This is a genomic window from Protofrankia sp. BMG5.30, from assembly GCF_001983005.1.
Taxonomy (GTDB): domain Bacteria; phylum Actinomycetota; class Actinomycetes; order Frankiales; family Frankiaceae; genus Protofrankia; species Protofrankia coriariae.
Genome location: NZ_MOME01000038.1, coordinates 38,736 through 62,654 on the forward strand (window position 1 = coordinate 38,736; position 23,919 = coordinate 62,654).

General features: G+C 68.0%; 20 protein-coding genes. 9 read left to right on the top strand and 11 right to left on the bottom strand.

Annotated features, from left to right (window positions below; genetic code table 11):
- Positions 1 to 235: 235 nt before the first annotated feature.
- On the bottom strand, positions 236 to 556 hold the full coding sequence (locus tag BL254_RS18885; RefSeq protein ID WP_076844351.1) for a hypothetical protein: 321 nt from the start codon (positions 554 to 556) through the stop codon (positions 236 to 238).
- 174 nt (positions 557 to 730) lie between these two features.
- Between BL254_RS18885 and BL254_RS18890 the strand changes: the two genes are divergently transcribed.
- Together BL254_RS18890 and BL254_RS18895 are read left to right on the top strand one after the other, a co-directional pair.
- Positions 731 to 958: an AlpA family transcriptional regulator gene (locus BL254_RS18890; protein ID WP_083731199.1), complete on the top strand. Its 228-nt coding sequence runs from the start codon at positions 731 to 733 to the stop codon at positions 956 to 958.
- Between the two features lie 134 nt (positions 959 to 1,092).
- The gene (locus BL254_RS18895) at positions 1,093 to 1,638 is read left to right on the top strand and encodes a hypothetical protein (protein WP_047223766.1); all 546 of its coding nucleotides are present in this window, start codon (positions 1,093 to 1,095) and stop codon (positions 1,636 to 1,638) included.
- Between the two features lie 646 nt (positions 1,639 to 2,284).
- Here the strand turns inward: BL254_RS18895 and BL254_RS18900 are convergent.
- The 5 genes from BL254_RS18900 to BL254_RS18920 form a co-directional block, all read right to left on the bottom strand.
- A complete protein-coding gene (locus tag BL254_RS18900) occupies positions 2,285 to 2,464 on the bottom strand; it encodes a hypothetical protein (RefSeq protein WP_076844353.1) in 180 nt (59 codons plus the stop codon).
- Positions 2,464 to 2,808 (bottom strand): hypothetical protein, encoded by a 345-nt coding sequence (locus BL254_RS18905; RefSeq protein WP_047223768.1) that lies wholly within the window; start codon positions 2,806 to 2,808, stop codon positions 2,464 to 2,466. The genes BL254_RS18900 and BL254_RS18905 overlap by 1 nt, the downstream gene beginning before the upstream one ends.
- 94 nt (positions 2,809 to 2,902) lie before the next feature.
- Complete coding sequence (locus tag BL254_RS18910; RefSeq protein WP_047223769.1) at positions 2,903 to 3,085, bottom strand: hypothetical protein; 183 nt, start codon at positions 3,083 to 3,085, stop codon at positions 2,903 to 2,905.
- The gene (locus BL254_RS18915; protein ID WP_047223770.1) at positions 3,082 to 3,678 is read right to left on the bottom strand and encodes a hypothetical protein; all 597 of its coding nucleotides are present in this window, start codon (positions 3,676 to 3,678) and stop codon (positions 3,082 to 3,084) included. The genes BL254_RS18910 and BL254_RS18915 overlap by 4 nt, the downstream gene beginning before the upstream one ends.
- An 88-nt stretch (positions 3,679 to 3,766) precedes the next feature.
- Positions 3,767 to 4,537 carry a helix-turn-helix domain-containing protein gene (locus BL254_RS18920; protein ID WP_047223771.1) on the bottom strand — a complete coding sequence of 257 codons (771 nt, stop codon included), beginning with the start codon at positions 4,535 to 4,537 and terminating at the stop codon, positions 3,767 to 3,769.
- A gap of 131 nt (positions 4,538 to 4,668) precedes the next feature.
- Between BL254_RS18920 and BL254_RS18925 the strand changes: the two genes are divergently transcribed.
- From BL254_RS18925 to BL254_RS18950, 6 genes are all read left to right on the top strand, one after another.
- On the top strand, positions 4,669 to 4,869 hold the full coding sequence (locus tag BL254_RS18925) for an AlpA family transcriptional regulator (RefSeq protein ID WP_047223772.1): 201 nt from the start codon (positions 4,669 to 4,671) through the stop codon (positions 4,867 to 4,869).
- A 29-nt stretch (positions 4,870 to 4,898) separates the two neighbouring features.
- Positions 4,899 to 5,138 (top strand): hypothetical protein, encoded by a 240-nt coding sequence (locus BL254_RS18930; RefSeq protein WP_076844355.1) that lies wholly within the window; start codon positions 4,899 to 4,901, stop codon positions 5,136 to 5,138.
- 14 nt (positions 5,139 to 5,152) lie between these two features.
- Positions 5,153 to 5,422 (top strand): ribbon-helix-helix protein, CopG family, encoded by a 270-nt coding sequence (locus tag BL254_RS18935; RefSeq protein WP_175648419.1) that lies wholly within the window; start codon positions 5,153 to 5,155, stop codon positions 5,420 to 5,422.
- A gap of 787 nt (positions 5,423 to 6,209) precedes the next feature.
- Positions 6,210 to 6,941, top strand: a complete 732-nt coding sequence (locus BL254_RS18940; RefSeq protein WP_047223774.1) for an HdeD family acid-resistance protein — start codon at positions 6,210 to 6,212, stop codon at positions 6,939 to 6,941.
- A 407-nt stretch (positions 6,942 to 7,348) separates the two neighbouring features.
- On the top strand, positions 7,349 to 12,226 hold the full coding sequence (locus BL254_RS18945) for an FtsK/SpoIIIE domain-containing protein (protein WP_076844357.1): 4,878 nt from the start codon (positions 7,349 to 7,351) through the stop codon (positions 12,224 to 12,226).
- Between the two features lie 672 nt (positions 12,227 to 12,898).
- On the top strand, positions 12,899 to 14,122 hold the full coding sequence (locus tag BL254_RS18950; protein ID WP_076844385.1) for an APC family permease: 1,224 nt from the start codon (positions 12,899 to 12,901) through the stop codon (positions 14,120 to 14,122).
- A gap of 60 nt (positions 14,123 to 14,182) precedes the next feature.
- Here the strand turns inward: BL254_RS18950 and BL254_RS18955 are convergent, their stop codons facing one another.
- The 3 genes from BL254_RS18955 to BL254_RS18965 all read right to left on the bottom strand — a co-directional run bounded on the left by BL254_RS18955 (position 14,183) and on the right by BL254_RS18965 (position 15,833).
- On the bottom strand, positions 14,183 to 14,821 hold the full coding sequence (locus BL254_RS18955; RefSeq protein WP_076844359.1) for a hypothetical protein: 639 nt from the start codon (positions 14,819 to 14,821) through the stop codon (positions 14,183 to 14,185).
- 26 nt (positions 14,822 to 14,847) lie between these two features.
- Positions 14,848 to 15,171, bottom strand: coding sequence for a hypothetical protein (locus BL254_RS18960; protein WP_047223776.1), 324 nt, complete (start codon positions 15,169 to 15,171; stop codon positions 14,848 to 14,850).
- 359 nt (positions 15,172 to 15,530) lie between these two features.
- Positions 15,531 to 15,833, bottom strand: a complete 303-nt coding sequence (locus tag BL254_RS18965; RefSeq protein WP_076844361.1) for a WXG100 family type VII secretion target — start codon at positions 15,831 to 15,833, stop codon at positions 15,531 to 15,533.
- Between the two features lie 3,196 nt (positions 15,834 to 19,029).
- Between BL254_RS18965 and BL254_RS26325 the strand changes: the two genes are divergently transcribed.
- Positions 19,030 to 19,794, top strand: coding sequence for a bacterial transcriptional activator domain-containing protein (locus tag BL254_RS26325; protein WP_139342402.1), 765 nt, complete (start codon positions 19,030 to 19,032; stop codon positions 19,792 to 19,794).
- Between the two features lie 155 nt (positions 19,795 to 19,949).
- On the opposite strand, the gene BL254_RS18980 is transcribed toward BL254_RS26325, so the two are convergent.
- Positions 19,950 to 22,070, bottom strand: a complete 2,121-nt coding sequence (locus BL254_RS18980; RefSeq protein ID WP_076844363.1) for a serine/threonine-protein kinase — start codon at positions 22,068 to 22,070, stop codon at positions 19,950 to 19,952.
- 123 nt (positions 22,071 to 22,193) lie between these two features.
- Complete coding sequence (locus BL254_RS18985; RefSeq protein ID WP_047223780.1) at positions 22,194 to 23,864, bottom strand: MFS transporter; 1,671 nt, start codon at positions 23,862 to 23,864, stop codon at positions 22,194 to 22,196.
- Between the last annotated feature and the right edge of the window lie 55 nt (positions 23,865 to 23,919).

Below are 23,919 nucleotides of genomic sequence, written 5' to 3' on the forward strand. Positions count from 1 at the left end.
TGAAAGTGTCAACGCACAGTGTTCGGGTGATGGCTACGCAGGGTGGGGGATCGGTCCACTCTCGGCCAGGCTGACCCCAGGAAGACCCGCCACCTTTTCTTCTCTCCCCAGTGTTTGTACAGGTCAGGGGCATCGTCGCGTTGCCGTCCAGCTCGCCGACGTCGGCCCGCGCCGGGCTGGCCGCGGTCACCATCCCGGACTCGCCGGCCGGCCTGACCGGCTGACGACCACGGCGTCAGGGGCCGGACGCGGTGTACGCGGGCTGGTCCGGCTGGCCCTGAAAGACCAGCATCACCGTGTCGCCGAGCGAGTGCGCCTCGCTGAGCCGGACGTCGCCCGGCAGGTAGATCGCCAGCGCGTTCRTCACCTCGGCCGCGGTCATGGCCACGTCCACGATGACCGTGACCCGGCCCGTGATCCGCGAGTAGTGCGCCGTCGCGCCGGTCGTCGGCAGCCTGCGGCCGGACCAGGCCGCGACGGCGGGCACCTGGTCCACGTCGTCGAGCTGGCCGTCGTCCTGGCGGTCGTCACGTGACGTCAGGGATGATCGGTCCATCGGTCGTACCTCCGTACAGGTCGGCCAACGAGCCCCGCCGGTCCCACAACCGGTGGGGCTCACTCATGTGCGCGAACGGGACGCCGCGCGAACGAGTGGTCACGGTAGCGCGTCTGGCACGACCGCAACAGCCCCGGTCGTGCATCGACCTATCTGCACTCAGGGTCGGCATGCGTGGAGCGCAACACCGGGCCACGACCGGCCACCCCGGACGAGCTGATCGGCATCGCAGAGATCCGGGCCATCCTCGGAGTCGGCAAGGCGCGCGCCTACACGATCACGAGGGACCGTTCGTTCCCGCCGCCGTGGTRCGAGGGGCTGGACGGACAGACCCGCCTCTGGCTGCGCGCCGATGTCGAAAGCTGGTTGGACCGCCACCGGCCCGGGTGGCGCGACGCCTGACCAGCTCACGCAGGGTGCGACCCGGGCGCTCGGTCGGAAACCGCCGCCACGACCATCGGTAGTGGCTATGGTGCTGTCCGCCCCGGGCGCGCGGGGAGCTGAAAAGGGTACGGATACTATCCGCACCCCTGGGGGTGACGGTCGAGCTCATCCGGCGGGTGGTGGCCGATGATCCGGCGCTCGTCGACCTGCTGGACCAGGCGTTGCAGAACCCGCACGGCGGGGACCGGAGCAAGTTTGACAATGTACAAGATGCACCGGAAGCGCCCACTGGGAACTCCGAAACGGCTGCTCTCCGCCGTCTCCGTAAGGAAGCCGACGCCGGCAACGAACAGGCCGCCGAGCTCCGCTCCGACGTCCTCGCCGGGCGCATCTCCGCGCATCAGGCGATGGTCCGCGCCGGATACCGGCCGAAGACCACGCCGTGGCCTGTCCGTGTCGGGTTGTGGCATCTCGGTTACCCGTATCGCCACAATGGCGTCATGGACCGCATGGTGACCGGCATCATCCTCCGCTGTAGTGACCACCGCCGGCCCAAGACCGGGCTGGACGCCTACCGCGTGCCGCCGCGGGAGCTGTGYGAGCGCTGCCGGGCCGTCGGCTGGTGGGATCTCGGTCTCGAGACCGAGAAGCCGGACCCGTCACCGAAGCCGTTCCGGCCGTTCCTGGGCCCGGTCTGACGGGTTGCGCATTCCCTACGCAGAAGTGCGTACGAGGGTGTCCATATTGTGGACACCCTCGGGTACTCACCAGGTGAGTACCCTTTGCGCACCCTCTACGGAGCGCTGCGTACTGCGTCACGCTGAACGGCCTTCGCCTGCTGGACGCCACGGCCGGACGCGCCGGTCGCCTTCGCGGYGCGCTCGCGGGATTCACGCTCATGCCTGGTTACGGTGGGTGTAGACGACTCCGGCAGATCTGCCGGAGTCAAAGTGGACCCAGAGTTACCGAGGCGGCTACTTGAGTCACCCACGGCTGCTGCTTTCCGTGCCGCTTCCGCCGCTTTCGCCGCATCGCCGATCGCCTTCTCATACTCCAGCGCAACCATCGCACGCTGCCCCGGATTCAGGTGCCGGCGGTCGAGGTTCAGGTCCCGCACCCTCCACGGACCGCTGCGTACACGACCATCGGTAGTGGCTATGGTGCTGTCCGCCCCGGGCGCGCGGGGAGCTGAAGGGTACGCACCTGGTGCGTACCCTTTTCGTCGTTACGTCCCGCACCCTCTACAGAGCGCTACGTACCCGAGGGTGAACATCCACCCGTCCCCGTTCACGCGACGAACCCCGGCCCGAGGGATTCTCGAGACCGGGGTCGCTGTCGCCGTGGCTACCGCCCGCGGGTGTCCGTCACCACCAGCTCCGCGGCCACATGCGCCAGCGCGCCTCTGAGGGCCGCCAGCGTGTCCGCGTCGACCAGGCCGTCACGCAGCACCAGGTGCGCCCGGCCKTCGCCGCGCTGGACTATCCAGACCCTGTCCGGCAGGTCCGGGATCGTCACCACCCGCATCAGGCACCGTCCCCGGCCAGGCCGTCGAGCACCGTACCGGCCCGGTCCCCGGCCATGACGGCCGCGGACTCGATGGCGCGCAGCATGAAGAGCGCGTGCCGGCCGGCAATGACCGCCGGGGATGGCGGAGTGCTCGGCGCGTCCGCGCCGGATGCGGCCTGGTCCCGTTTGATCAGGCCGCGCACGAAATCGTCGACGAGCATCAGAAGGTCGACGACTTCGCCCAACGAGTCGTCCGCCAGCGCGTCGAAGATCTCGGCCGGGTCGCCCGCGATCGCGTCGCCGAGTCCCGCCAGTATCCCCATCGCGTCCAACCGGGCGTACAGTGCTTTCTCCCGGCTCATCGGGCCACCTCCGCGTTACGTCGGGCGGCAAAGGCTGTCAGGGTCGCCGATGCCGTAACAACCTGGAACCGGCCATAGGCCGCGCTACGGACGCTCACCGGACCACCTCCCGTAGCTCGACCCCGGTCAGCACGTACACCGACCGGGCGATGGTCGCGGCCACGATCGCCGCCTCGTCGCGGCAGCGCTGCGGACGGGATCGGTCGGCCGCGATGACGTAGGCCGCGGCGTACTCCTCGTCGAGGCCGCCGAGACGCGGGTCGAGGGCGGCCTTCACCGGGCCACCTCCGCCGCATGCGCCTGGCAGGCGAACACCTGGCATCCGTCCACGACACCGGCCGGCACGCTGACGACGCCGGGGACGGTCAGGTCGGCGCCGCAGAACAGGCACACGAACCCGTCGAGAACGCCCGGGACGGTCGCCGCGTCGGCCGCCGGCTGGACGGTGGCCGTCAGGGTGACGTCACCATCGGCCGTCCGCATGACCGCGTACTCGGCCACCGCGGGCGGGACCGGCGGCACGTCCGTCACGTGACGACCGGCCGGCTCGTCGTCGGTCTGGCCGGTGACGTGCCGGTCAACGGGTCCGAACGGGCTGTCGACCCAGACCCGGCCAGGGCARCCACACCGGCCGTCGGCGATCGGGTCACCGCAGGTGGTGCAGTACGCGGTCGACGCCGGGTCGAGGTAGTCCACGTCGTCCGGGCCAGGGACGCGCACAGCGGCGCGGACGGCCGGCATGTCGTCGGGCTCGGTCGTGCACGGGCAGCCAGCCACCGTGCAGGCGAACACCACCCGGTGGTCGGCGATCGGGTGCGGGCAGCCGGGACACGGCGCGGCATCAGGCTGCGGGGAAGGCAGGATGGACACAGGTCTCTCCGCTCTGGAGACGAGGGTGATGGACCAGCCGGACGGGGGATCGGTCCGCCGGTCCGGGGATCGGGTGTCTGGGTGCGGCTCAGGCCGCGTGACGAGCGGCCAGCGCGCTACGGCACGCCGCGAGTCCGGCCGCCGCCGTCGCGGCTGACCGGGGGACCGTCGGGGTCGGTGTGGCCGTGGCGGGGCTGGACGGCACGTGAAGGCCCGTCCACAGCCCTGTCCAGGCCGACCACCAGCGGGCCGGGTCCGTCGCTCTGTGAGCCCGGTAGGCGGCTTGGACCATCGCGGCGACACCCACCCGGGCCAGGGTGGCGCGCACGCCGTCGGCCTGCTGGTCATCCAGCCCGTAGGCGGCACGCAGGCCCCGGGCGTGCAGCGCGTCCGCGAGTGGACGCAGGTCGTCCGGGACTGGCTGGCCGGTGGCCTCACGCGCGCGGCGCCGCGTACGACCGAAGGGAGTACGCGAGGTAGACACAGGGGATCGTCGGCCAGCATGACCGGGCTGCCCGGACACCGGCACGGGATCGGCGGACGCGGCTGGACCGCCGTCCGGGCGGATCAGCCGGTACCGGTTCGACCGCCGGCCGCCGCCGAGCTCGACCGCCAGGACGCCGGCCGCCTCCAGCGCGCGCACCGCACGACGGGCGGTCCGGTCGGAGCACTCGGCGCGCGCGGCGAGGGTGGCCATGGACGGGAACGCGCCCGACCAGGTCTCGGCGTCGAGGAACGCGACCAGCGCGACCAGGACGGCACGCAGGGACCGGACGGACACACCGCCGGCCGGGGTGAGGGTCAGCGCGCGGACGTGGGCGTACAGCGACGCCAGCGCGCGACGTGGGACGATGTCCACGGGTTCGGGCTCCTGTTGTGGCAGGGGATCGGATCAAGGCCCCCGGTCGGTGTTCCAGCACCACCGGGGGCCGTCCTGTTGGGACGTCCCAACAGTACACCGCTGTTGGGACGTTGCAATACCCTTTTCTCATGGACGACGTCGAGCGGGAGCCCTGGACTACCAAGGACATCGCCACCGCGCTGGGCGTCTCGCAGGAGCGCGCGCGGGTCATCTCGCACCGCGATGACTTCCCGACGCCGATCATCAAGAGCAGTCGTTTTCGCGCCTGGTCCGCTGACGACGTCGAAGCCTGGATCGCCGAGCACCGGCCCGACCGGGCGTCCGAGTAGGGCCACAGTTTCGTATTACGATACTGACTGTGGAGATCCACCGGTCGGCGCGCAAGCACGGCATAGCCGACGCGGACATCACCCACGCCGCTGCCCRCTACCTGGTCGCCTACCCCCTCGACGGCGAGGGCCCGCCGCGGGAACTCCGGTTCGGCCCGGACCGCGCGGGCAACCTGTTAGAGATCGTCGTCCTGTTCCTCGACGACGACACCGAGCTGATCATTCATGCGATGCGGATGCGTCCGAAGTACCGGAGTCTCCTGCCGTGACAAGGAGGGATGAGATGACCAACAAGACACCCACGTCGGGCGGTATCCCGGTGACCGACGAACTCGTGAGCACGCTCGCCGCGGAGGCCGAGGCCGGCTACGACGTCGACGTTCTGCGCCGCCGGGGCGGCCGGCCGCGGATCGGCGCGGCACCGGGGGAGGTCGTACCGGTCCGGCTGGACCCGGGCCTGCGCGCCGCACTGGCCGCCCGCGCGGACGCCGACCACACCAACGCCAGCGAGGTGATCCGTCAGGCGCTGCGCGCCTGGCTCGACGTCGCCTGATGAGCACGTCGGCACCGGCCCGACACCGCGTCCGGATGACCGTCCGTGACGGCGGTCCCGAGGCCCGGATTATGGCCGTTGATGATCGTTGGTCCCCAGACGGTACCCAGAACGGTTCCACCAAACAGCGTTTTTCGCCGATTCTCGCCGACTCTCAGCGATCAAAGAACCGTTGCGGCGTAAGGGATTCCGGCCCTCAGCGGTCATCCCCATTTTGCTCAAGATCGGGTTCAAATCCCGGAGCCTCCGCCCTTCGCGTACGGCGCCGACCCGTTCGGTCGGCGCCGTGACCAGGCAGAACGCTCTTTTCGATCAATTTTCGTCGAACCGTCCATGATCTTCGTGGGCGTGTTGTGGGCATGTCGCACCGTCCGCGGGATCGCCGCTGAGATCGTCTCGGTCGCCTGCTGACCGGCCGAGCGCAGCAGGTCGGTGTACAGCGCACCCGTGGCCGATGGCGCTGAGTAACCGATGGCGCTGAGTGACTGAGCCGCTCGGACACGAGGGCGAGATCGGTGCCGTCGGCGAACCGGATATACGCGGACGAATGCTGGAGACCGTGTGACCATCGGCGGGATGGCAAGCAACCGCCAATCTCGTCATTCACCCACGAAGTCGACCGGCGACGGCCGGTTCGCTGACATACGCGTCATGATTCACGGCGCCGGCGTGGCGTGAATCCTGCGAGCGGGGGCATCACCGACTCGACCACGCACTTCGGCGACCGACGCCCGTATCCACGGGAGTCGGTCACGTTCGAGAGCCCGATGACTCGAAAGGAGCCGCCATGCGTTTCGCGGCAACGCCAGCGGGCCACGCTCAGGACCGTGCCACGAAGGTTCGATGGTGGTACCTGCTCGCCGCAGGGACCGTCTTTGTCCTTTTTGCGCTGGCAATTCCACAGTTCGGTCTGACAACGGTTCGCTCGGTCGCCATACTCCTCGGAATCGTCCTGCTCCTCAGCGCCGCCAGTGAACTGCTGGCAGCAACGGCGACGGCGCGGGACTGGCAATGGTCCCATGTCCTGCTCGCCGTCCTCCTCGTCGCCGGCGGTGTGGCCGCGCTGGTCTGGTCCCAGCCGACCTTCACGGTGGCGGCCAGGATCGTGGCCTGGTACTTCCTGATCAAAGGCGTTTACGACATCGTCAACTCCTTCATCGCGAGACGGGCCGAACGTTACGGCGCGGCCGAGGAGGACCCCCGCGGAACAGCCCAGTGGTGGATGCCGCTGGCGATCGGCGTGCTCGAGATCGGCGTCGCCTTCTGGGCCGTCAGCTATCCGCGCCTCTCGATCTCTCTCCTGGTCCTGTGGGTGGGGCTCGCGGCCCTCTCCACCGGTCTGACGAAAATCGCGATGTCCTTCCGGAAACGTGGCCTCCGAGGGGACCTTCCGACCTTTTCCGAAGGTCATCTCCCGCCGGTGGGATTCGGTACCGGCGCAACCCGCGAGGCCGGACGAGTGGAGGCCGGACGAGCGGAGGAGAGCCGAGCCCGCGGATCTCTTTCGGAAGGACGGTGACATAAATCCCAGAAAAGGGACATGAGCCTCGGGAGGGGCGGTGACACACGTTCCGCCCCTCCCAGAAACGGCCCCGACGAGGGAGCACCATGCGTGGCCGGTCTCCAGGTCACCGACGCGATCCGCGGAAATCCGCTCGCGGGTTCGTTCGCGGCAGGCTCGAGCGCCATCGTCGCCACGGGCCGACCCATACGACGGGCCGGGGACGTCGGTCCCTGACTCGTTCTCGACCGCGGTGCTTCCCGGTCACGGGCTTCCCGGCGGTGAGCGCGTAGAGGGGGCACTGGCCATGAGGCCGTCGGCGATGCCCGATCGACCGTGACGGGCCGGTCGGCCATCTTCAGAGCGGTCCGTCACGGTCGGGATCCGGCTGTCGGAGTCCCGGCTGCCCGAGGCTGACACGGGGCATGGTGGACACATCCCGTTTTGTCGGCATCACGCCGTATCGTACTTACATGCGCCTGACACTCACCGTGGCTGACCCAGCCCAGGACGTCAGCGCGGACATCCTGCTCGACACCGATCCGGACGTGCCCGTCGGTCTGATCGCCGACACGCTGGTACGGCACGTCCGTCCGAGTATGCCGGCTCTCCCCGCACGTCGACCGCGCCTGTTCGTCGAGGGCCGCGCAGTCAGCGAGACGCTCACCGTYGCCGACTCACCGATCCGGGACGGCGTTCTGATCAGCATTGACTCACCAGCGGCCTGTCTTCCGCCCGAACCACCGGGCCTGGTCGAGGTCCGTGTGATCAGCGGGCCGGGTGCCGGGGTCGTCCACCGGCTCGGCCCCGGTGAGTTCACGGTCGGCACCGCGGAGACCTGCGCCGTGCGCCTGGACGACCCGGGCACCACCGCCGAAGCCATGACGATCACCGTGACGGTGGACGGCGCATGCCGGATCGCACCGGCCGCCACCCCTGTCGGCCCTGTCGGGCCGGACACCGGCGGCGTGCTCGTCGAACGTGAGCCCCTGGTCGGCGCGGTCGACCTGCCCGCCAGCAGCACCCAGATCACGGTCGGATCCGTGCTGCTGGCGATAGGCGCTCCGAGCCGGGCGGACGCCGCGCTCAAACCGTCCGACGACGGGACAGGGCTGGACTTCAACCGGCCGCCCCGGCTGCTGCCGCCGATCCGGCGGACACGGTACAAGCTGCCCGGCGAGCCGTCCGAGCCGGAGCGGCGTCCCATGCCGCTCCTGATGGCGACACTTCCGCTGGTTGCGGGCGTCACGATGGCCTTTGTCCTCCGCCAGTACTACTTCCTGCTGATGGCTGTCATCGGCCCACTGGGTATGATCGGCATGTACGTCTCGGGTAACCGGCACGGCAAGCGCAGCTACCGTAAACAGCTGGCCGAATATCACAAGCGGCGTCAGGACGTCGAGGGCGAYGCCGAGCAGGCGCTCCTCGCCGAACGCACAGCCCGCCGCGGCGACTTCCCCGACCCGGCGAGCGTTCTGCTCACCGCCACCGGGCCACGCGGACGCCTGTGGGAACGCCGCCGGGACGACCCCGACTATCTGCACCTGCGGCTGGGAACCGCCGACCTGCCGAGCGAGGTCGTCATGGAGGACCCGGCCGCGCAGGAACACAAACGCGAGATCACCTGGACAGCCCCCGACGTCCCGGTGACGATCGCCCTGCCCGAACGCGGCGTTGTCGGTATCGCCGGCCGCGGCGACCTCCCGCGGGTGCTGGCCTGTTGGCTGGCCGCGCAGGCGGCCGTCCTGCACAGCCCACGCGATCTCGCGATCTGCGTGCTCACGGACAGCTCCGGCAAGCAGGCCTGGGACTGGGTGCGCTGGCTGCCGCACTGCCGCCCAACYGAAGGCCAGGACGCCACCGTCCTGCTCGGGACGGACGACGAGTCGCGGGCCCGGCGGGTCGGGGAGCTGCTCGGCCAGCTGGGTACGCGGGCCGAGGCACGGGCGCGGCCGGGCGGTGCGAACCCRCTCACCGACGGCCCGGACGTGCTGGTCATCATGGACGGAGCCCGCCGGTTACGCTCCATCCCCGGCGTGATCTCCCTGCTGCGGGACGGGCCGGCGCTGGGCATCCGTTCGATCTGCCTGGACCGCGACATCCGGCTGCTGCCCGAGGAATGYCAGGCTGTGGCCGAGGAGACCCCGACAGGCCTGCGGGTCGTGGAGACCCGCACCGAGATCGTCCACGACGTCCGCCCGGACCTTCTCGCCACGGCGGCCTCCGCCGATCCCGAGCTGACGCTCACGGTCAGTGGTGCCGCGGCCTGGTGCGAACGTCTTGCCCGCGCTCTGGCGGCGGTACGCGACGTCGGCGGGGACGACGAGGGATCACTTCCGGTCTCCGCCCGCCTCCTCGATGTGATCAACCTGGAGCCTCCGACCGCGGCGGCGGTGGCCGCCCGGTGGCAGGTCCTTCCCCGCAGCACCGCCTTCCCCGTGGGCCTGTCCCTCGACGGCCCGCTCACGCTGGACCTGCGCCGCGACGGCCCGCACGGGCTGATCGCCGGTACTACCGGCTCTGGCAAGTCCGAGCTGCTGCAGTCGATCGTGGCGTCACTGGCTGTGGCCAACCGGCCGGACGCGATGGTGTTCGTACTCGTCGACTACAAGGGCGGCAGCGCCTTCGCCGACTGTGTCCGGCTCCCGCACACCGTCGGCATGGTGACCGACCTCAACACGCATCTGGTAGGCCGCGCCCTGGAATCGTTGTCGGCGGAACTACGGCGGCGTGAGCACATCCTGGCCGATGCCGGCGCGAAGGACATCGAGGAGTACACCCTCCTGGTCACCGCCGGGGACGCACGGGCACGCGGCGGCGGGCCACTGCTGCCGCTGCCCCGGCTGCTGCTGGTCATCGACGAGTTCGCCTCGCTCGCCCGGGAACTGCCCGCCTTCGTCACCGGTCTGGTCAACATCGCGCAACGAGGTCGCTCGCTGGRCATCCACCTGCTGCTCGCTACGCAGCGGCCCAGCGGCGTGGTGTCTCCCGAGATTCGTGCGAACACGAACCTGCGGATCGCGCTGCGCGTCACCGACGCGTCGGAGAGCACTGACGTCATCGGCACACCCGACGCGGCACGCATCTCGCCGTCGACCCCCGGACGGGCTTACGCCCGTCTCGGGCACGCATCCCTGGTCCCCTTCCAGTCCGGACGGGTCGGAGGCCGCCGACCCGCTGGCACCGCTGGCACCGCTGGCACCGCTGGCACCGCTGGCACCGCTGGCACCGCTGGCACCGCTGGCACCGCTGGCACCGCTGGCACCGCTGGCACCGCTGGCACCGCTGGCACCGCTGGCGATGATCTGACTCCGCCCTGGGTCACCGCGCTGACCTGGACCGCGTTGGGGCAGCCTGCGCCGGCTCCCCCTCGGCCACGGACGGCCGACAACGAGATCACCGATCTGAAGACGCTCGTCGAAGCGGTCCGGGACGCGTCCACCATCCTGAGGGTCGAACCCGGGTGCAGCCCCTGGTTACCACCGCTACCGGAACGTCTTACCCTACGGACAGTCACCACATCCACGTCCGAATCCRGCTCTGAGGGACCACACATCGTCTCCCGGCGGCCGCATAGCGGCGGTGTCTCCTCGCAGCCGCGCGGCGRCAGCCCGGGCATGCTGCCTCCCGTCCCGATCGGACTGGCAGACCACTGCGACCGCCAGGCGCAGCTTCCCTACACGATCGACATCGACAACGGGGGCCACCTGCTGTTCGTCGGTGCGCCACGGTCCGGACGGTCGACGGCTCTGCGTACCATCGCCGGCTCGATAGCCGCGTCCATCTCCTCCAAAGATGTGCACCTGTACGCGTTGGACTGCGGCAACAACGCTCTGGTACCGCTGGTTCACTTACCGCACACCGGAGCCGTGGTCAGCCGGGACGCGCCGGAACGGGTACAGCGACTGCTCACCCGAATCATCGGCGAGATCGTCGAACGCCAGGAGATCTTCGCCGTCCGGGGATACGCCGATCTCGCCGAGCAGCGATCGGCCGATCCTGAACATCCGTTACCGTATCTGCTCCTGCTGATCGACCGGTTCGAAGGTTTTCTGGCCTCCTTCGAGGAAGCCGACGGTGGAGCGCTTGTGGACATGCTGACCCGGGTGCTGCGGGAAGGGCCGTCCGTCGGCATCCGGGTCATCATGACCGGCGACCGGCGCAGCGCCTCCGGACGGTTCAGCGCGGCGATCGAGAACAGGTTCATGCTGCGGATGGCCGACAGGTCCGACTACACACTGGTGGGTCTTGCACCCGCGRCTGTGCCGGACAACCTGCCGCCAGGCCGGGGGTTCCAGCTCGAAGGATCGGTCGAGACCCAGATCGCCCTGCTCGACGACGATCCGTCCGGTCGGGCGCAGGTGGCGGCGCTGCACCGGCTGGCCGAGGCGGCTGCCGCGCGAGACGGCGTACCGGCCGGGCCAGGCAGCGGTGCCCGTGAAGACCACGGCCGCCCGTTCCGCATCGACGTGTTGCCAGCACGTATCACGGTCACCGAGACCGAGGCGCTGCGTCCGGGCTCGGGACACAGCTCACGGACGGGCCCGCCGGCACGCCTGGATCCGAGCCCGCGCCCACAGCTGAGCCAGCTGATGGGCGCGCTGGTGGACGGACCCGAGGGCCCGCTGCCGGCCGGGCAGCCGTCGGTGCCGGCGGGTTGGCCGGGTCCGCAGCCAGCGCCGCTGGTGGCTCTGATCGGTGCGGGCGGTGACGAACTCGCCCCGGTTGAGATCGATCTCACCGCCGACGGACCAGGCTTCGTCATCGCTGGGCCCGCGCGTTCGGGCCGCAGCTCGGCGCTGCTGACCATGGCGGAGTCCCTGCTGGCGGGCGGCGCCCGACTGCTGCTGCTGACCCCGCGACGCTCGCCGCTGTCCACGCTCGCGGACCGACCAGGTGTGATCGACCTGTTGGGCGCGGAGGCAGGGGCTGCCGGCATTGACGCGGCGCTGGCAGCGGCCGGCCCGTCCGGTGGCCTGGTTGTGATCATGGATGATGCGGAACTGCTGGCCACGGCCCCGATCGCCGATCGCATAACCGAGTTTCTCAGGACCGCGCGTGACAGCGGATGCGCATTCGTCGCCGCAGGCACCACCGGGGATCTGACCAGCCAGTACCGGGGGTTCATGGTGGACGCCCGCCGGTCACGATGCGGGGTGATCCTCGCGCCGGGAACGCCCAGCGATGGCGATCTGTTCGGCATCCGGCTGTCGCGTAACACCGGGGGCGGCACGCCGCCCGGTCGGGGCCTGTTCGTCCGCCGTGGAAAAACAACGCCGATTCAGATCGCCTACCACGAATAAGGACACCACTGTAATGACCCGCCCGAACCTTCCGACCATAACGGTACGAATCATGACATCACCACAGGACAAATCGCCCTGCAGATCCCCGTGGATCACTACGGCTTTCGATCGAAGAACTCTTGACGACCCTCCGCACACTTACCAGGAAAGAACATTGGACAAACGGTAGAGAAGCATCGGATGACAATCCGATGACCGCCGCCCTCGACGCGCGTCCGTCCTGTCACAGGGCCGGCCCCATCCGATGATCGCTGTCATAATATTTGCTCTGAAAAGATACAGGCGTCAAAACGTGTGCGTCTTCCAGCCGAATGGTGCTATGAAGTAGCGGTGTCCGACAGCCGTCTTCCCGGGCGTGGCGCAGATCCCGGTCAGGAGTCACCTGGTGACCGGCCTGTTTCCCGGGCCAGGCCGGCCACGGGATCATCCGGGAAACGGACCGGCCGGTTTTCCGGGCAGCTTCCCGGGCCGGGCCGCCATGTCACGGAACCACCCAGGAATCCGAGCGGCCTGTGCGCCATCGGGTCCACCCATGCCCGTGCAGGTGCCACCGAGCCGCCCGAGGAGCCAACCGGCCTCCCAGCAGCTGAGAGGGCGGGACCAACGGATGCGGACGGCACTGAGCCGTTCGGAGAGCCGACCGGCTCGACCGGCCGGCTACAGCGTCGCATCGGCCTGGCCGACGCGGTGCTCCTCGGGCTTGGCTCGATGCTCGGGGCCGGGGTGTTCGCCGCGTTCGGGCCAGCGGCCCATGCGGCCGGAGCCGGCGTTCTCGTCGGCCTCGCGATCGMGGCTGTGATCGCTTACTGCAACGCCATGTCGTCCGCGCAGTTGGCCTCGCTCTACCCTGAGTCCGGCGGAACATACGTGTACGGACGGCGTCGGCTCGGCGCCCGCTGGGGCTTCGTCGCAGGCTGGGGCTTTGTGGCCGGCAAGACCGCAAGCTGCGCGGCCATGTCCCTGACCGTCGGCGCATATGCGTGGCCGCAGCATCCCCGACCGGTCGCGGTCGCCGCCGCGGCGCTGCTCACCATGGTCAACTATTTCGGCGTGAGCAAGACCGCCCGGCTGACCCGTGCCCTGGTCATACTCACCCTGCTCGCGCTCGCTGTTGTCGTGGTGGCCTGTCTGGCGGGCGGGACCGCCAGGACAGCGCGGCTGAGCCCGTTCTGGTCTGGCAGCGGGCTGGACGCCGTACGCGGGGTACTCCAGGCCGCTGCTCTGCTCTTCTTCGCGTTCGCGGGTTATGCCCGGATCGCCACCCTGGGCGAGGAGGTCCGCGACCCGGCGCGGACGATCCYGAAAGCGATCCCGACCGCGCTCGGGATCACGATTGTCGTCTACGTACTTGTCGGCCTGTCCGCGTTGCTGGCGGTCGGCCCGGAACGTCTGGCAAACGCTGTGGACCCGTTGGCCGCCGCGACCGGCGCCGGCAGCCTGAGCGTGCTGACTCCTGCCGTCCGTGTGGGCGGAGCGGTCGCAAGCCTCGGTGTCCTGCTGTCGCTGCTCGCCGGGGTCGGACGCACCGCCCTTGCCATGGCCCGGGAACGTGACCTGCCGAACTGGCTTGCGGCGGTACACCCACGGTATGCGGTTCCACACCGCGCAGAGTTACTGCTGGGTGGGATCGTCATCGCGGTGGTCATCGCCTCGGACGTCCGAGGCGCGATCGGTTTCTCCAGCTTCGCGGTTCTCGTCTACTACGCGATCGCGAATGCCAGCGCCTTCACCCTCGACGGCCCGCGACGCCGCTGGCTGCGCCCACTGTCGCTGCTCGGCGGTGTCGGCTGCCTGGTTCTCGCTCTCATGCTGCCGGCTGCTTCGGTCCTGACCGGCTTCGCCGTTCTCGCCATCGGCGTCGTGATCCGTGCTGTGCGTAGGCCATGTGCGTAGACCACAGGCACACGGGRCCATACCAATCACGCCCCGCAGTCCCGCTCCGCTATCACACCGTCATGCCGGAGCAGTGAACTCTCCGCTATCGGTAACGAACCGGAAGGTCGAGGTCACCGCGTCGAACAGGTCGTGTAATGCGTCCACGAGCACGAGGTTCGGGCTGGAACAGGAGATCAGGGYCACCTGGTCGGACCGTGGGACCGGGGCGAAGGTCTGCATCATCGTCGTCCTGATCCAACCAGCCCGATCGGGCAGTGAGATGTCCTCCACCCCGTACRAGCGGGCTRCCTGTCCAACATAAGGAAGATCGACAAGAGTCACTGTGGTCCAGGTGTCGTCCTGTGATCGGGCGACCCTCTCCGACAGAGAGGACATGATTATTGATGGAGTCACCTCGGCCACGCCGACAACCCGGGCATCATCTGGTGCAGGAAGCGTGGATACGGTCACGCTGGCAGACAAACCTGCGCCTTCTACCGCCTCGGCCATGACACCGCAGAACAATGCGCCGCCGGTCGCCGCGTCACGGGCGGCGTGTCGGAGCAGCCGGGAGATCGCCGCACGGTTCGCCGCGAGTTCGGGAACACCCCGTGTGCGCTCCCGAACCAGAGCGTCGATGGATGCCCTGCGGGTCACCGGATTCAGGTCGACCTCGAACCAGGTATCGGGAATACTGATCGAAAAGCCCAGGGCCATGGGCTTTTCGGCAGCAACATGTTCGCTCAGTCCCCTCCTCCTCCTTCGCTGGCGAGCTGCGACGCCTGGATCAGCCCGGCGCTCAGATCGGAATCGACCTGACGCAGGGTCTCCGCCGACTGGGAGGCCATCGTCGCCAGTTTGTTCGCATTGTCGTCGATCTTCCTGCGTCCGTCCCTCCAGCCGTGCTCGAAGTCGCCCAGGGCGTCCTCGATCTCGGTCGATCCCATCTGCCCCCGGTAGCTCTCCAGCATCGAACGGGTCGCGTTCATCGCCGAACGGATCGACATCAGATTGCTGGCGAGCAAGTCCAGCCCAGGAAGATCGACCGACAGCCGGTCAGCGGTCATCGCGCGCAACCTCTCTTACCGTGGTCCCGTCCCATGACAGAACTCCAGCGCCCCGATCCGTTCGCGGGAGACACAAGAAAAATCGCAGACGCCGCGGGGCATGACGTCTGTCGCCGGCCTTCTGGGTAGAACCCGAGCCTGGCAGGGGGGAGCCACCGGGCATGACGGCCGACCTCCCTGTTGCGTCCGGACGGGCACAGAAAATCTCCGACACATGGGAAAGTCTTATCGGACGGAAACTGCCTCTCGAAACCGCCTCTCGACGGCCCGGAACCGCCCACGCGCTGCTTCCCAGGACCGGCAGGCTGCTTCCCAGGACCGAACGCGGGGAAACGTGACCGCGTCCCGCCGTCGGCCCGTCAGTCCTGGCCGCGCAGCGAACTTGCGAGCTGGGCATCAGCGGTCCGGAACACGTCAGCCRCCTTCTTCAGGTAGTCGGCCATGCCGTCGAGCCCGGCCAGTGTGCTGGTTACACCGGTGTTGAACCGGTCGTAGAACCCCTGGAACTGCACGCTGGACTGGTCAGTGACATATCCACCGGCGACCAGGGCGTCGACCATTTTCTTCAGCACTACAAGCTGGGCCTCGATGTCGACCCTGCCGTTCCTGAGCCTGCCACTGGCATCGTCCATCTCCTGGTACGTGACATTGAGGTTGGGCATTATCAGACCCTTTCAGACATGTCTTTGGCAGTGAACACGGACCGCGTAAATGATCAGCCATCTTGGCAGCACAACACGATCTCGGGGCCACGCCGACCAGAAGCGGTGTGTCAGATGCTTCCCGTCATGGCCCAAGAATATCGTTCAGGCGGACGACGCTGTCGCCGTGCCTCCGACCGCACCCACACTGCTTTTGACGAAACACTTCTTTTTGACGAACACGGCACCGGATCGATGCCAAAATCCGCGACCCACCCCCAAAGATCATGGGTACAGGGAGCGACCCGACAGCCTCACCGCCAGGAAGTACCGCACACCAACGCCGTTCACGATGCATTTCGTACGCTTTGCGCCCATCCGCCTTGTACCGGTTTACACCATGTCCCCGGCTCGTGACAAGGCCGCTGGGAGAGCGGCGTCGACACGGCCGACCGCGTGATCGCCTTGATCCGGGCGCTGACTCCGGTTGCCCGCCGTTATGCCGGATCGGCAGTCAGGTAGCCCGGTTATCCACAGCCAGGTTATCCACAGGAGAGGCCACACGGTGGCAGCTCCGCCCTTTGGCGGCAGACGATGGGCCCCGTGACACCGTCCCACCTCGACCGGGCCAGCCAGCGACGGTCAGCTCCGCCCGCCAGGCTCCATCCGATGGGGTGGAGCCTGGCGGAAGCCGACGGGCGGGCTGGCCGTGACCGCGCTGTTCCCCAAGATTCTCTCCAGCACGGCCATCCTCTTCCCGGCTATCCTGTGCCCGCCCGCCGTGGATAAGCGCGGCCGACGTCCCGCCCTGGTGCCGACAACAGTGACAAGCGCACCGGGGGATGTACGCCTGACCGCAACGACGGAAATGAGTGCGCATGGCGCGAGCGCGTCGCTGGACGACAGCCGGAGCACCACGGCACGACCCGGCGAAACCGCACGCTATCATCCAGTTACAAACCAGCAGGTTCCCCTCGTGGCTCCTCCCACGGAGGGGGCTGGAGGGCCGGTGGGCATCCGGGCGCAGGMACTACCGAGACACCACGACGCACACCCATCCGTTGTCCTATCCGTCATACTGACGACAGGAATGATGGTTGCACTGATGAGGCGACGGCCACGATCCAGGGGCGGCAACCCCCTCGGTCAGATCAGGACCGAGCTCCGTCTCGCCGCGGACGTGGGGGCGGCCCGGTTCCTTGACCAGGCACTGCGGCTTCTCGCCGCGGAGCTCACCGCGGCCGGTCGCACCCTGCCATCCGTGTATGHGGCAACCGTCTCCGACAACGAACTCGTTCTGCATCTCGCGCCGGCCGAACCTGACGGACCTCCTCCACCATGGYAGGCCGGCCGGACAGCGGGTACCTGGCGTATCGAGCGGACCACCAGCACGGTCGACGGCCTACTCGTCGACGACGGCCGGAGAATTCCGGTGGACACACCAGCCCCCTATCCAGGGCTGGCCGTCATGGGTACGGACGATTGGGGATCTCGTGTTCTCGTCGACGTCGAGGCTGCTCCCGGAATCATCAGCCTCGGTGGGGACGCCGCGCTCGCGCGGGAAGCGGCCGTGTCCATCGCGGTGGAACTGGCCACAAATCCCTGGTCAGACGATCTCCGCGTATACATGACTGGATTTTCCGGACGTCTCGTGCCGATCGCCCCGGACCGGCTGCGATCCGGTACCAGCCTCGGTGACGTCCTGGACGAGTTGGAAAGTCGTCGGTCGCGGCGCGGTCGGGTAGCTGGCGGCGAACCACGAAACGGTGGCTCCCTCGGCCCGGTGCTCCGGGGACGGCCGGCCGCCCGGCATCAGGCCCTGTGGGCGCCGGAGCTGCTGATCCTGGCCGCCCCTCCGTCCGAGCGGGAAGCAGCACGGCTTTCCGCTCTCCTCAGGGATCCCAGCCAGGGAGTCGGTGTTGTGACCGTCGGCGATTCGACCGCCGCACGCTGGCGCTTCACGGTGAGCTCGAACCGCAGGCTACATCTCGGCGTCCTTGGTCTGGAGATCAGCGCTCAGACGCTGAGCACGCGCGAGTACCCCGCCATTGTCAGGATGCTCCGTAAGGCGGGCACAGCATACGCACTTTCCGGCCAGGAACGCGCCACATCACGTACCGCAGAAACGGAAACCACAGGTCCTGGTCCCGACCATCCACACCCCGCATATCCGCCGCCGCAACGGATCTCCTCCCCAGACGCACAGTCGCCGCGCCGTCCCGGCCCCGGGAACGGCACAGCACAAGTGGACGACCGTCGCCGCGGGAGCGATGACGCCACTGTGATCACCGCGTTCCCGGATGAATCATGGCCGGCCTCCACCTCGAATCCCGCCCAGGAGCCGACGCCGTGGGTGCCCGAAATTCCACTGTGGATGCGTCCAGAGGCATCCACAGTGGAATCAGAATCCCTCCCGCACAATCATCCGCCAATTCCACCGGTGCCGTCGGTACCTCCCCCGTCAGCGCCGCCACGGACCCCACCGATGTGGACCCCGTCACCGCCCCCGCGGACGCCTCCACCGGCCATCGCTCCCCCGGTTGGCCGACCGCCCAAACCCCCGCCGCCCCCGAGCGAATCCCCGCTACGACTGACGACAGAGCATACGGACAGCATCAACCCGGCAGGTCGTGTCCACAGCCCTTCCCCGTCTGTGGACACCTCCTCCCGCGGAGGCGATTCCCGAGGAGGCGATGGTGTCTCCATCTGGCGCAACAGAGCGATGCCAGCCTGGGATCTCCAGGTGTCCGGGGCCTCCGGGATGGCGATGGAGCCTGTGCCGCCACGTGCTCCTGGTGCACGTAGCGTCCAGCCGCATCCGTTTCCACCGTCGACCGCGTTCCCGGCCGAGGCCTCTCGCCTGCCGTCCACGCCGCCGCCAGGCGAGCTCTGGCCGCCACCGCCGACACCGGCACCGCGGAAGACGACAGGGCTGCTGGTTCAGCTTTCCGGGCGAACCGCGGCGGGCGAAGCCCTCATGGGCGAGGCTTCCGGTGACGGCGGCCTACCTCAGACGGATCCGCCTGGCGACAGGGCCCTGTCCACCCTTCCGGCTGCACTGCCACAACCGGTTCCGCAACCAGTTTCCCAACCACCGACAGTCCTACCCGTGCTACTACCGGCAACTCTGGCATCGCCGCTGGCTCTGCCGGTACCAGTGACACCTCCGGCCGAGCCTGGAGAACTGTTCCGATCAACCGATGTCGAAATTCGGATCATGGGAGAGATCGCCGTCGAGGCACCCGGTCCCTGCGATCCGGATCGTCGGGAGTTCCTGACCGAGCTGGTGGTGTATCTCGCCCTGCATCGCTCGGGAGTGCTTTCCAGCGCTCTCAGCGCCGTGCTCCTGCCGCCAGAGACTCCTGACAATGTGCTCAGCAATGAGCTCGACCATATAGCCGGCTGGCTCGGGACCAACGACGAGGGCCTCCCGCATATCACGGTCAGTGACAACGGATGCTGGAGCCTTGCTGGCGACGTCCGGTGTGACTGGGATCTTTTCGTCGCATACGCCCACCACTCCGCTCAACCGGAGTCGGACTCCGAAAACGATCTGACAACAGCATTACGACTGGTCACCGGACCGCTGTGGACAAACCTGCCGGCAGGCCGCTATCGATGGCTGGACTCAAGCAGGATCAGGACGATCACCTCCACCGCCGTTGTCGATGTGGCCCATCGGCTTGCTAGCCTGACGCTCAGTAATGGAGATACCGCTACCGCCATCGCGGCGTGCCGAACAGGCCTGCGTGCAGCGCCAACAGCCGAGGTCCTGTGGCGAGATCTGCTACGCACAGTAGCTGCCCGCCATGACCGCAAGGCCCTGGAAGCAGTGATCAACGAGATGTACCAGATGATCGCACCACAACGGACCGACCTCAGCATCCAGGCGGAAACGAATGCGCTGGTCCGCGAGCTGCTACCGGGATTCCGTCGGCGGCAACAGAGCAGCAGTAGAAGATCAGCGATAACAGGCAGATAGAGAACATCTCTGACTGGCAGACGACCGGCCGCTCACTGTGCCTGCCGGATCAGCCGTACACAGAAAAATCCAGGCCACCGAACCGAGGCCCTGCAGTGTTGCCCTCGTCACGGTCCGGTAGYCCACGTTTTCGGGGCCGGTATGGCGTTTCAGGGTCAGTATGGCCTGCCAGCGCGGTATGGCAGCGGGCCGGGAGGATAGCTCGGCGGAGGCGGCTGCCATGGCCCCGGAACAACCCGCGGACCCCGCAGCGTCCCGAGAGCCGCCAGGACCGCAATTGCTCCGAAGGCGGCGAGATGGATGCCCGACAGATCCAGGATGGTCTCACCAAGACGTATCACGACATCGCCGTTTCCCCAGGCCAGCACGACATGCCGTAGCAGCGCCACCGCAATAGCCACTCTGGCCGCGAACAGGAAGAGCCGGTCCGACCAACGATCGCCGAGAAGACCGAGAGCCAACAGTCCGATCAGCACCGCAAAATTGTCGACCGCATAAACGTAGAGGTCCGGATGAAACATCTCGAACGCGCAGAGTCCGACCACAATCACCGCGGTGAAGAGCGTGACGCTGCGGGGCTGCGCGAACAACGTGGCGAGAAACAGCACGCCACCGATCACAGACGTTCCGACCAGGCTCGGCTGCTCGGCGAGGACGTAGGCCTTCCAACGCAGCTCCGCGGAGACGAACACGGCGATGCCCATACCACCGACGAGCAGGCAGAAGACGGCCCACCGGCCGAAGGTCCAGCCGGCGGTCCAGCCCCGCCAGCCCAGAACGACGACCAGGGCCGCGGCGGCGCCCGTTACGATCAACCATCCGCCGACATCGGGCGAGGAGCCGAACTCCTCCTGGGCGAAGCTGAGCTCCGCGATCGACATGACGGACAGACCGACCACACACCCGGCCGCGAAATCACGCCAGGCGCCCCAGCGGTTTCCGACCACCAGACCGGCAAGCATCACCGGCAGCGCAAGGAACGCCACCGTGAGCTCCCCGAAAACGTCCCATATGTCGTAACCACCGATAATCGTCGGTGTCCGCGCGGTGCTGGCCCGCGAGATCAGAGGGATGGCCGTAARCACAGCCGCTGCCAGCAGAACCGCCAGAACTGGTACCGGCATGGGCGACGAACGGCCGAACCGTCCCTGCTGGGGTGGCCCGGGCGGGGTGAGGATCCCGTGCCGGTCCGCTGCGGACGGCGGAGGCTGCGATGGGGGCTGCGCATCCCGGAGACCGCCCTGGACGGGCTGCTCCTCGGCCTCCCACGGTGGGAGCGGAGGTCCGACCCGAGTGCGGCCCGTTTCAGGCGGTGGCGGTGGCGTCTGCCACCCCGGCCAGCCGGGTTCCTGACCTCGGCCAGCGGATGGCTGAGGCGGCCCGAACGGACCACCTGCCAACGCGTCATCCAGGCCAAGGCCGCCGCGAGAGACACGGGTGGCGACCCGTTCGGCATCTGTGACGCCGTATATCTGCCGTCCGGTGAGGCTGGCCACCGCATCCACGGCGGCGCAACGCTGGGCCGGCGATTTCGCCAGCGCCCGGGCGACCACGGAGGCGAACGGCTCCGGAACTCCTTCGAGATCAGGAGCGTCTCCCAGGACCCGGGCCATCGACGCCGCCGGCGTCGCTGCCGCGAACGGATGCCGGCCCGTCGCAGCGAACGCGACGCAGGCACCCCAGGCGAAGATGTCGGCGGCAGGCCCGGCCCGCTCTCCGGAAAGCTGCTCGGGAGCCATCCAGGCAACGGTCCCGATACTGAAGCCGGTTCTYGTGTTCATGGTGGCGTCCGAGAGTCGGGCGATACCGAAATCGATGACCTTCGGCCCGTCCCAGTCCATGATGATGTTCGCAGGTTTGAGATCGCGATGCACCACACCAGCCGCGTGGATGACGACCAGTGCCTCGGCAAGACCAACGGCAAGGCTCATCAATGTCGGGCCGTCCAGACGGCCACGACGGCGTACCGCGTCCGCCAGGCTCACCCCGTCGACGTAGGCGGTCGCCATCCAGGGGCGGGGGGCGTCCACGTCAGCGTCGAGGACCTCGGCCACGAAAGCGCCACGAACCCGCCGAGCAGCGGTGACCTCCTGACGGAAACGAGCTCGGAATTCGGGATCAGCCGCCACGTTCAGATGCGGAAGCTTGATCGCGACAGGCGTGTCGTCCGGAGCGAAAGCCTGATAGACGACTCCCATACCGCCTTCGCCGAGACGGCCGTACAGCCGGTAGGGCCCGACGGAACGCGGATCGTCAGCAGCCAGTGGCGCCAGCACCGGCTCCCCTCTCGCCAACCCCCATCACGAGCGGAGAGTACCCGACCGGACCAGCCCGACCTGCCTTCCAGTCAAAAATCAGCCAGGTATCCACCGGCCGTCAACACGTCCGCGACAGGGCCATCACCGAGACCGGACGGGCGGAACGGACAAAGCAGGCGCGAGGATCGCCACCGTTGCGGCGAGAACAACCACAACGATCATGGCGGCGCGCAGGCTGATCATTTCCGCAAGCCCTCCGACGATCGGTGGGCCTATCAACCAGCCGACATATCCAAAGCTCATGACCCTGGCAACAGTGGCGCCAGCGGACGGAGACGGAGCGGAAGCACGAGTTCCAAGTCGTCCCGCCGCCGATATCGTCGACGGGACGACGCATGCCATTCCGACACCAATGATGCCAAAACCTATGATCCCGCCAAAAATACCGATACTGGTACCGGCGACGGCCAGTGCGGAGAGGAACACGACACTCGTGATCCCGGCCGAAACCCGGACCAGGCGRGCGGCTCCGACAGCGACCGTCACCCTGTCACCCGCCAGTCGCCCGACCAGCATCGTCCCGGTGAACAGAACGAAGCCGATGCCCGCGACATCCGCGGACGCACCCGTCACATCCCGCAGGTAGAGAGCACTCCAGTCCGCGGCCACACCCTCACACAGGAAACTCGACAGGCAGATGAAACAGAGCGTGCCAAGTGGACGACCAGCACCACGACGGATGTTCAAACCACGTTGAAAACCACGGGAACACCGCGATCCAGGCGAATCGGACGCCACCCTGGGCGTCCTGCCCGCGGTCGCGCCGGCCGCTCCGGATCCCTCGGTTTTCTCGGCGTCCCTGCTCTCGTCGGCCCCCTTCTCGAAATCCTCGTTCTTCTTGGCCGGCTGGTTTTTCTCACGCTCCTCGACATCATCGAGAAAAGAGACCGGAGCCGACACGGGAAATACCGGACAGTCACAATCGCGAATTGGCATCGCGGGCTCGGCCATTATGACGTCGACAGCCGCATCCGTAGCATTTCCGGCGTTCCAGCCGGTCGTGTCACCGACAGCCCTGTCGCTGACAGCGACATCTGTGCCTGCTATGTCACCGATACCCACGACGCCGGCGGTATTTCCCCTCTCTACCGAACTCCCCGTATCCATGCTCCTCGTATCCATGCTCCCCATGTCCATCACGGACGTGTGACGCGCGCTCAGCATGTCGCCAGGAGCGGACGCGTCGCGCGGCAACATCATCAGGGTTGACGGAAGGCCGATAGCGAGTCCGAGCACGCCGACGCCAGCAAGCTGCCAGCCGAGCGACGTCTCCATGGCTGCTCCTGCCGCCCCCAGAGCGGCTCCGACAAGCGCACCAGCCGTCCACGCCGCGTGCAGCCCCGACATGATCGGACGCCCGTAGCGTCGTTCCACCTCGGTGGCCTGAGCGTTGACCGCGACGTCGAGCCCACTGCCGCTGGCCCCCCAGAACGCGAGCAGCACAAACAGCATGGGCAGGCTGCCAGCACCAGCGATGAGTACCCCGGCGGCGCAGTACACGACAAGGCTGACCCGGATCACAGGAATACTGCCGACACGCCCGACGAGAAGACCAATGGCCCACATGATCAGAACTGCGCCGGCCGGCGCTCCAAGTAACGCCAACCCAAGCTCGCCCTCACTCAGCGCAAGCGACGCTTTCACTTCAGGGATACGAGGAACCCAGGCCGCGAAGACAAAGGCGTGAACGAAAAGGCCGGCCGCTGTTGCGACCCGAGCCGCCCGGGGCAGGACGCCGCCCGGTGGTGACATCTCTGGTAACGGCTGTCCAGACACCACAGGAAGCGTACCTTCCGATTCCTGCCTG

Bases quoted from the DNA above. Each gene is read 5' to 3' on its own strand.
- BL254_RS18925 (WP_047223772.1), top strand. From the start codon at position 4,669: ATGGACGACGTCGAGCGGGAGCCCTGGACTACCAAGGACATCGCCACC.
- BL254_RS26325 (WP_139342402.1), top strand. From the start codon at position 19,030: ATGGGAGAGATCGCCGTCGAGGCACCCGGTCCCTGCGATCCGGATCGT.
- BL254_RS18905 (WP_047223768.1), bottom strand. From the start codon at position 2,808: ATGAGCCGGGAGAAAGCACTGTACGCCCGGTTGGACGCGATGGGGATA.
- BL254_RS18935 (WP_175648419.1), top strand. From the start codon at position 5,153: ATGACCAACAAGACACCCACGTCGGGCGGTATCCCGGTGACCGACGAA.
- BL254_RS18940 (WP_047223774.1), top strand. From the start codon at position 6,210: ATGCGTTTCGCGGCAACGCCAGCGGGCCACGCTCAGGACCGTGCCACG.
- BL254_RS18960 (WP_047223776.1), bottom strand. From the start codon at position 15,171: ATGACCGCTGACCGGCTGTCGGTCGATCTTCCTGGGCTGGACTTGCTC.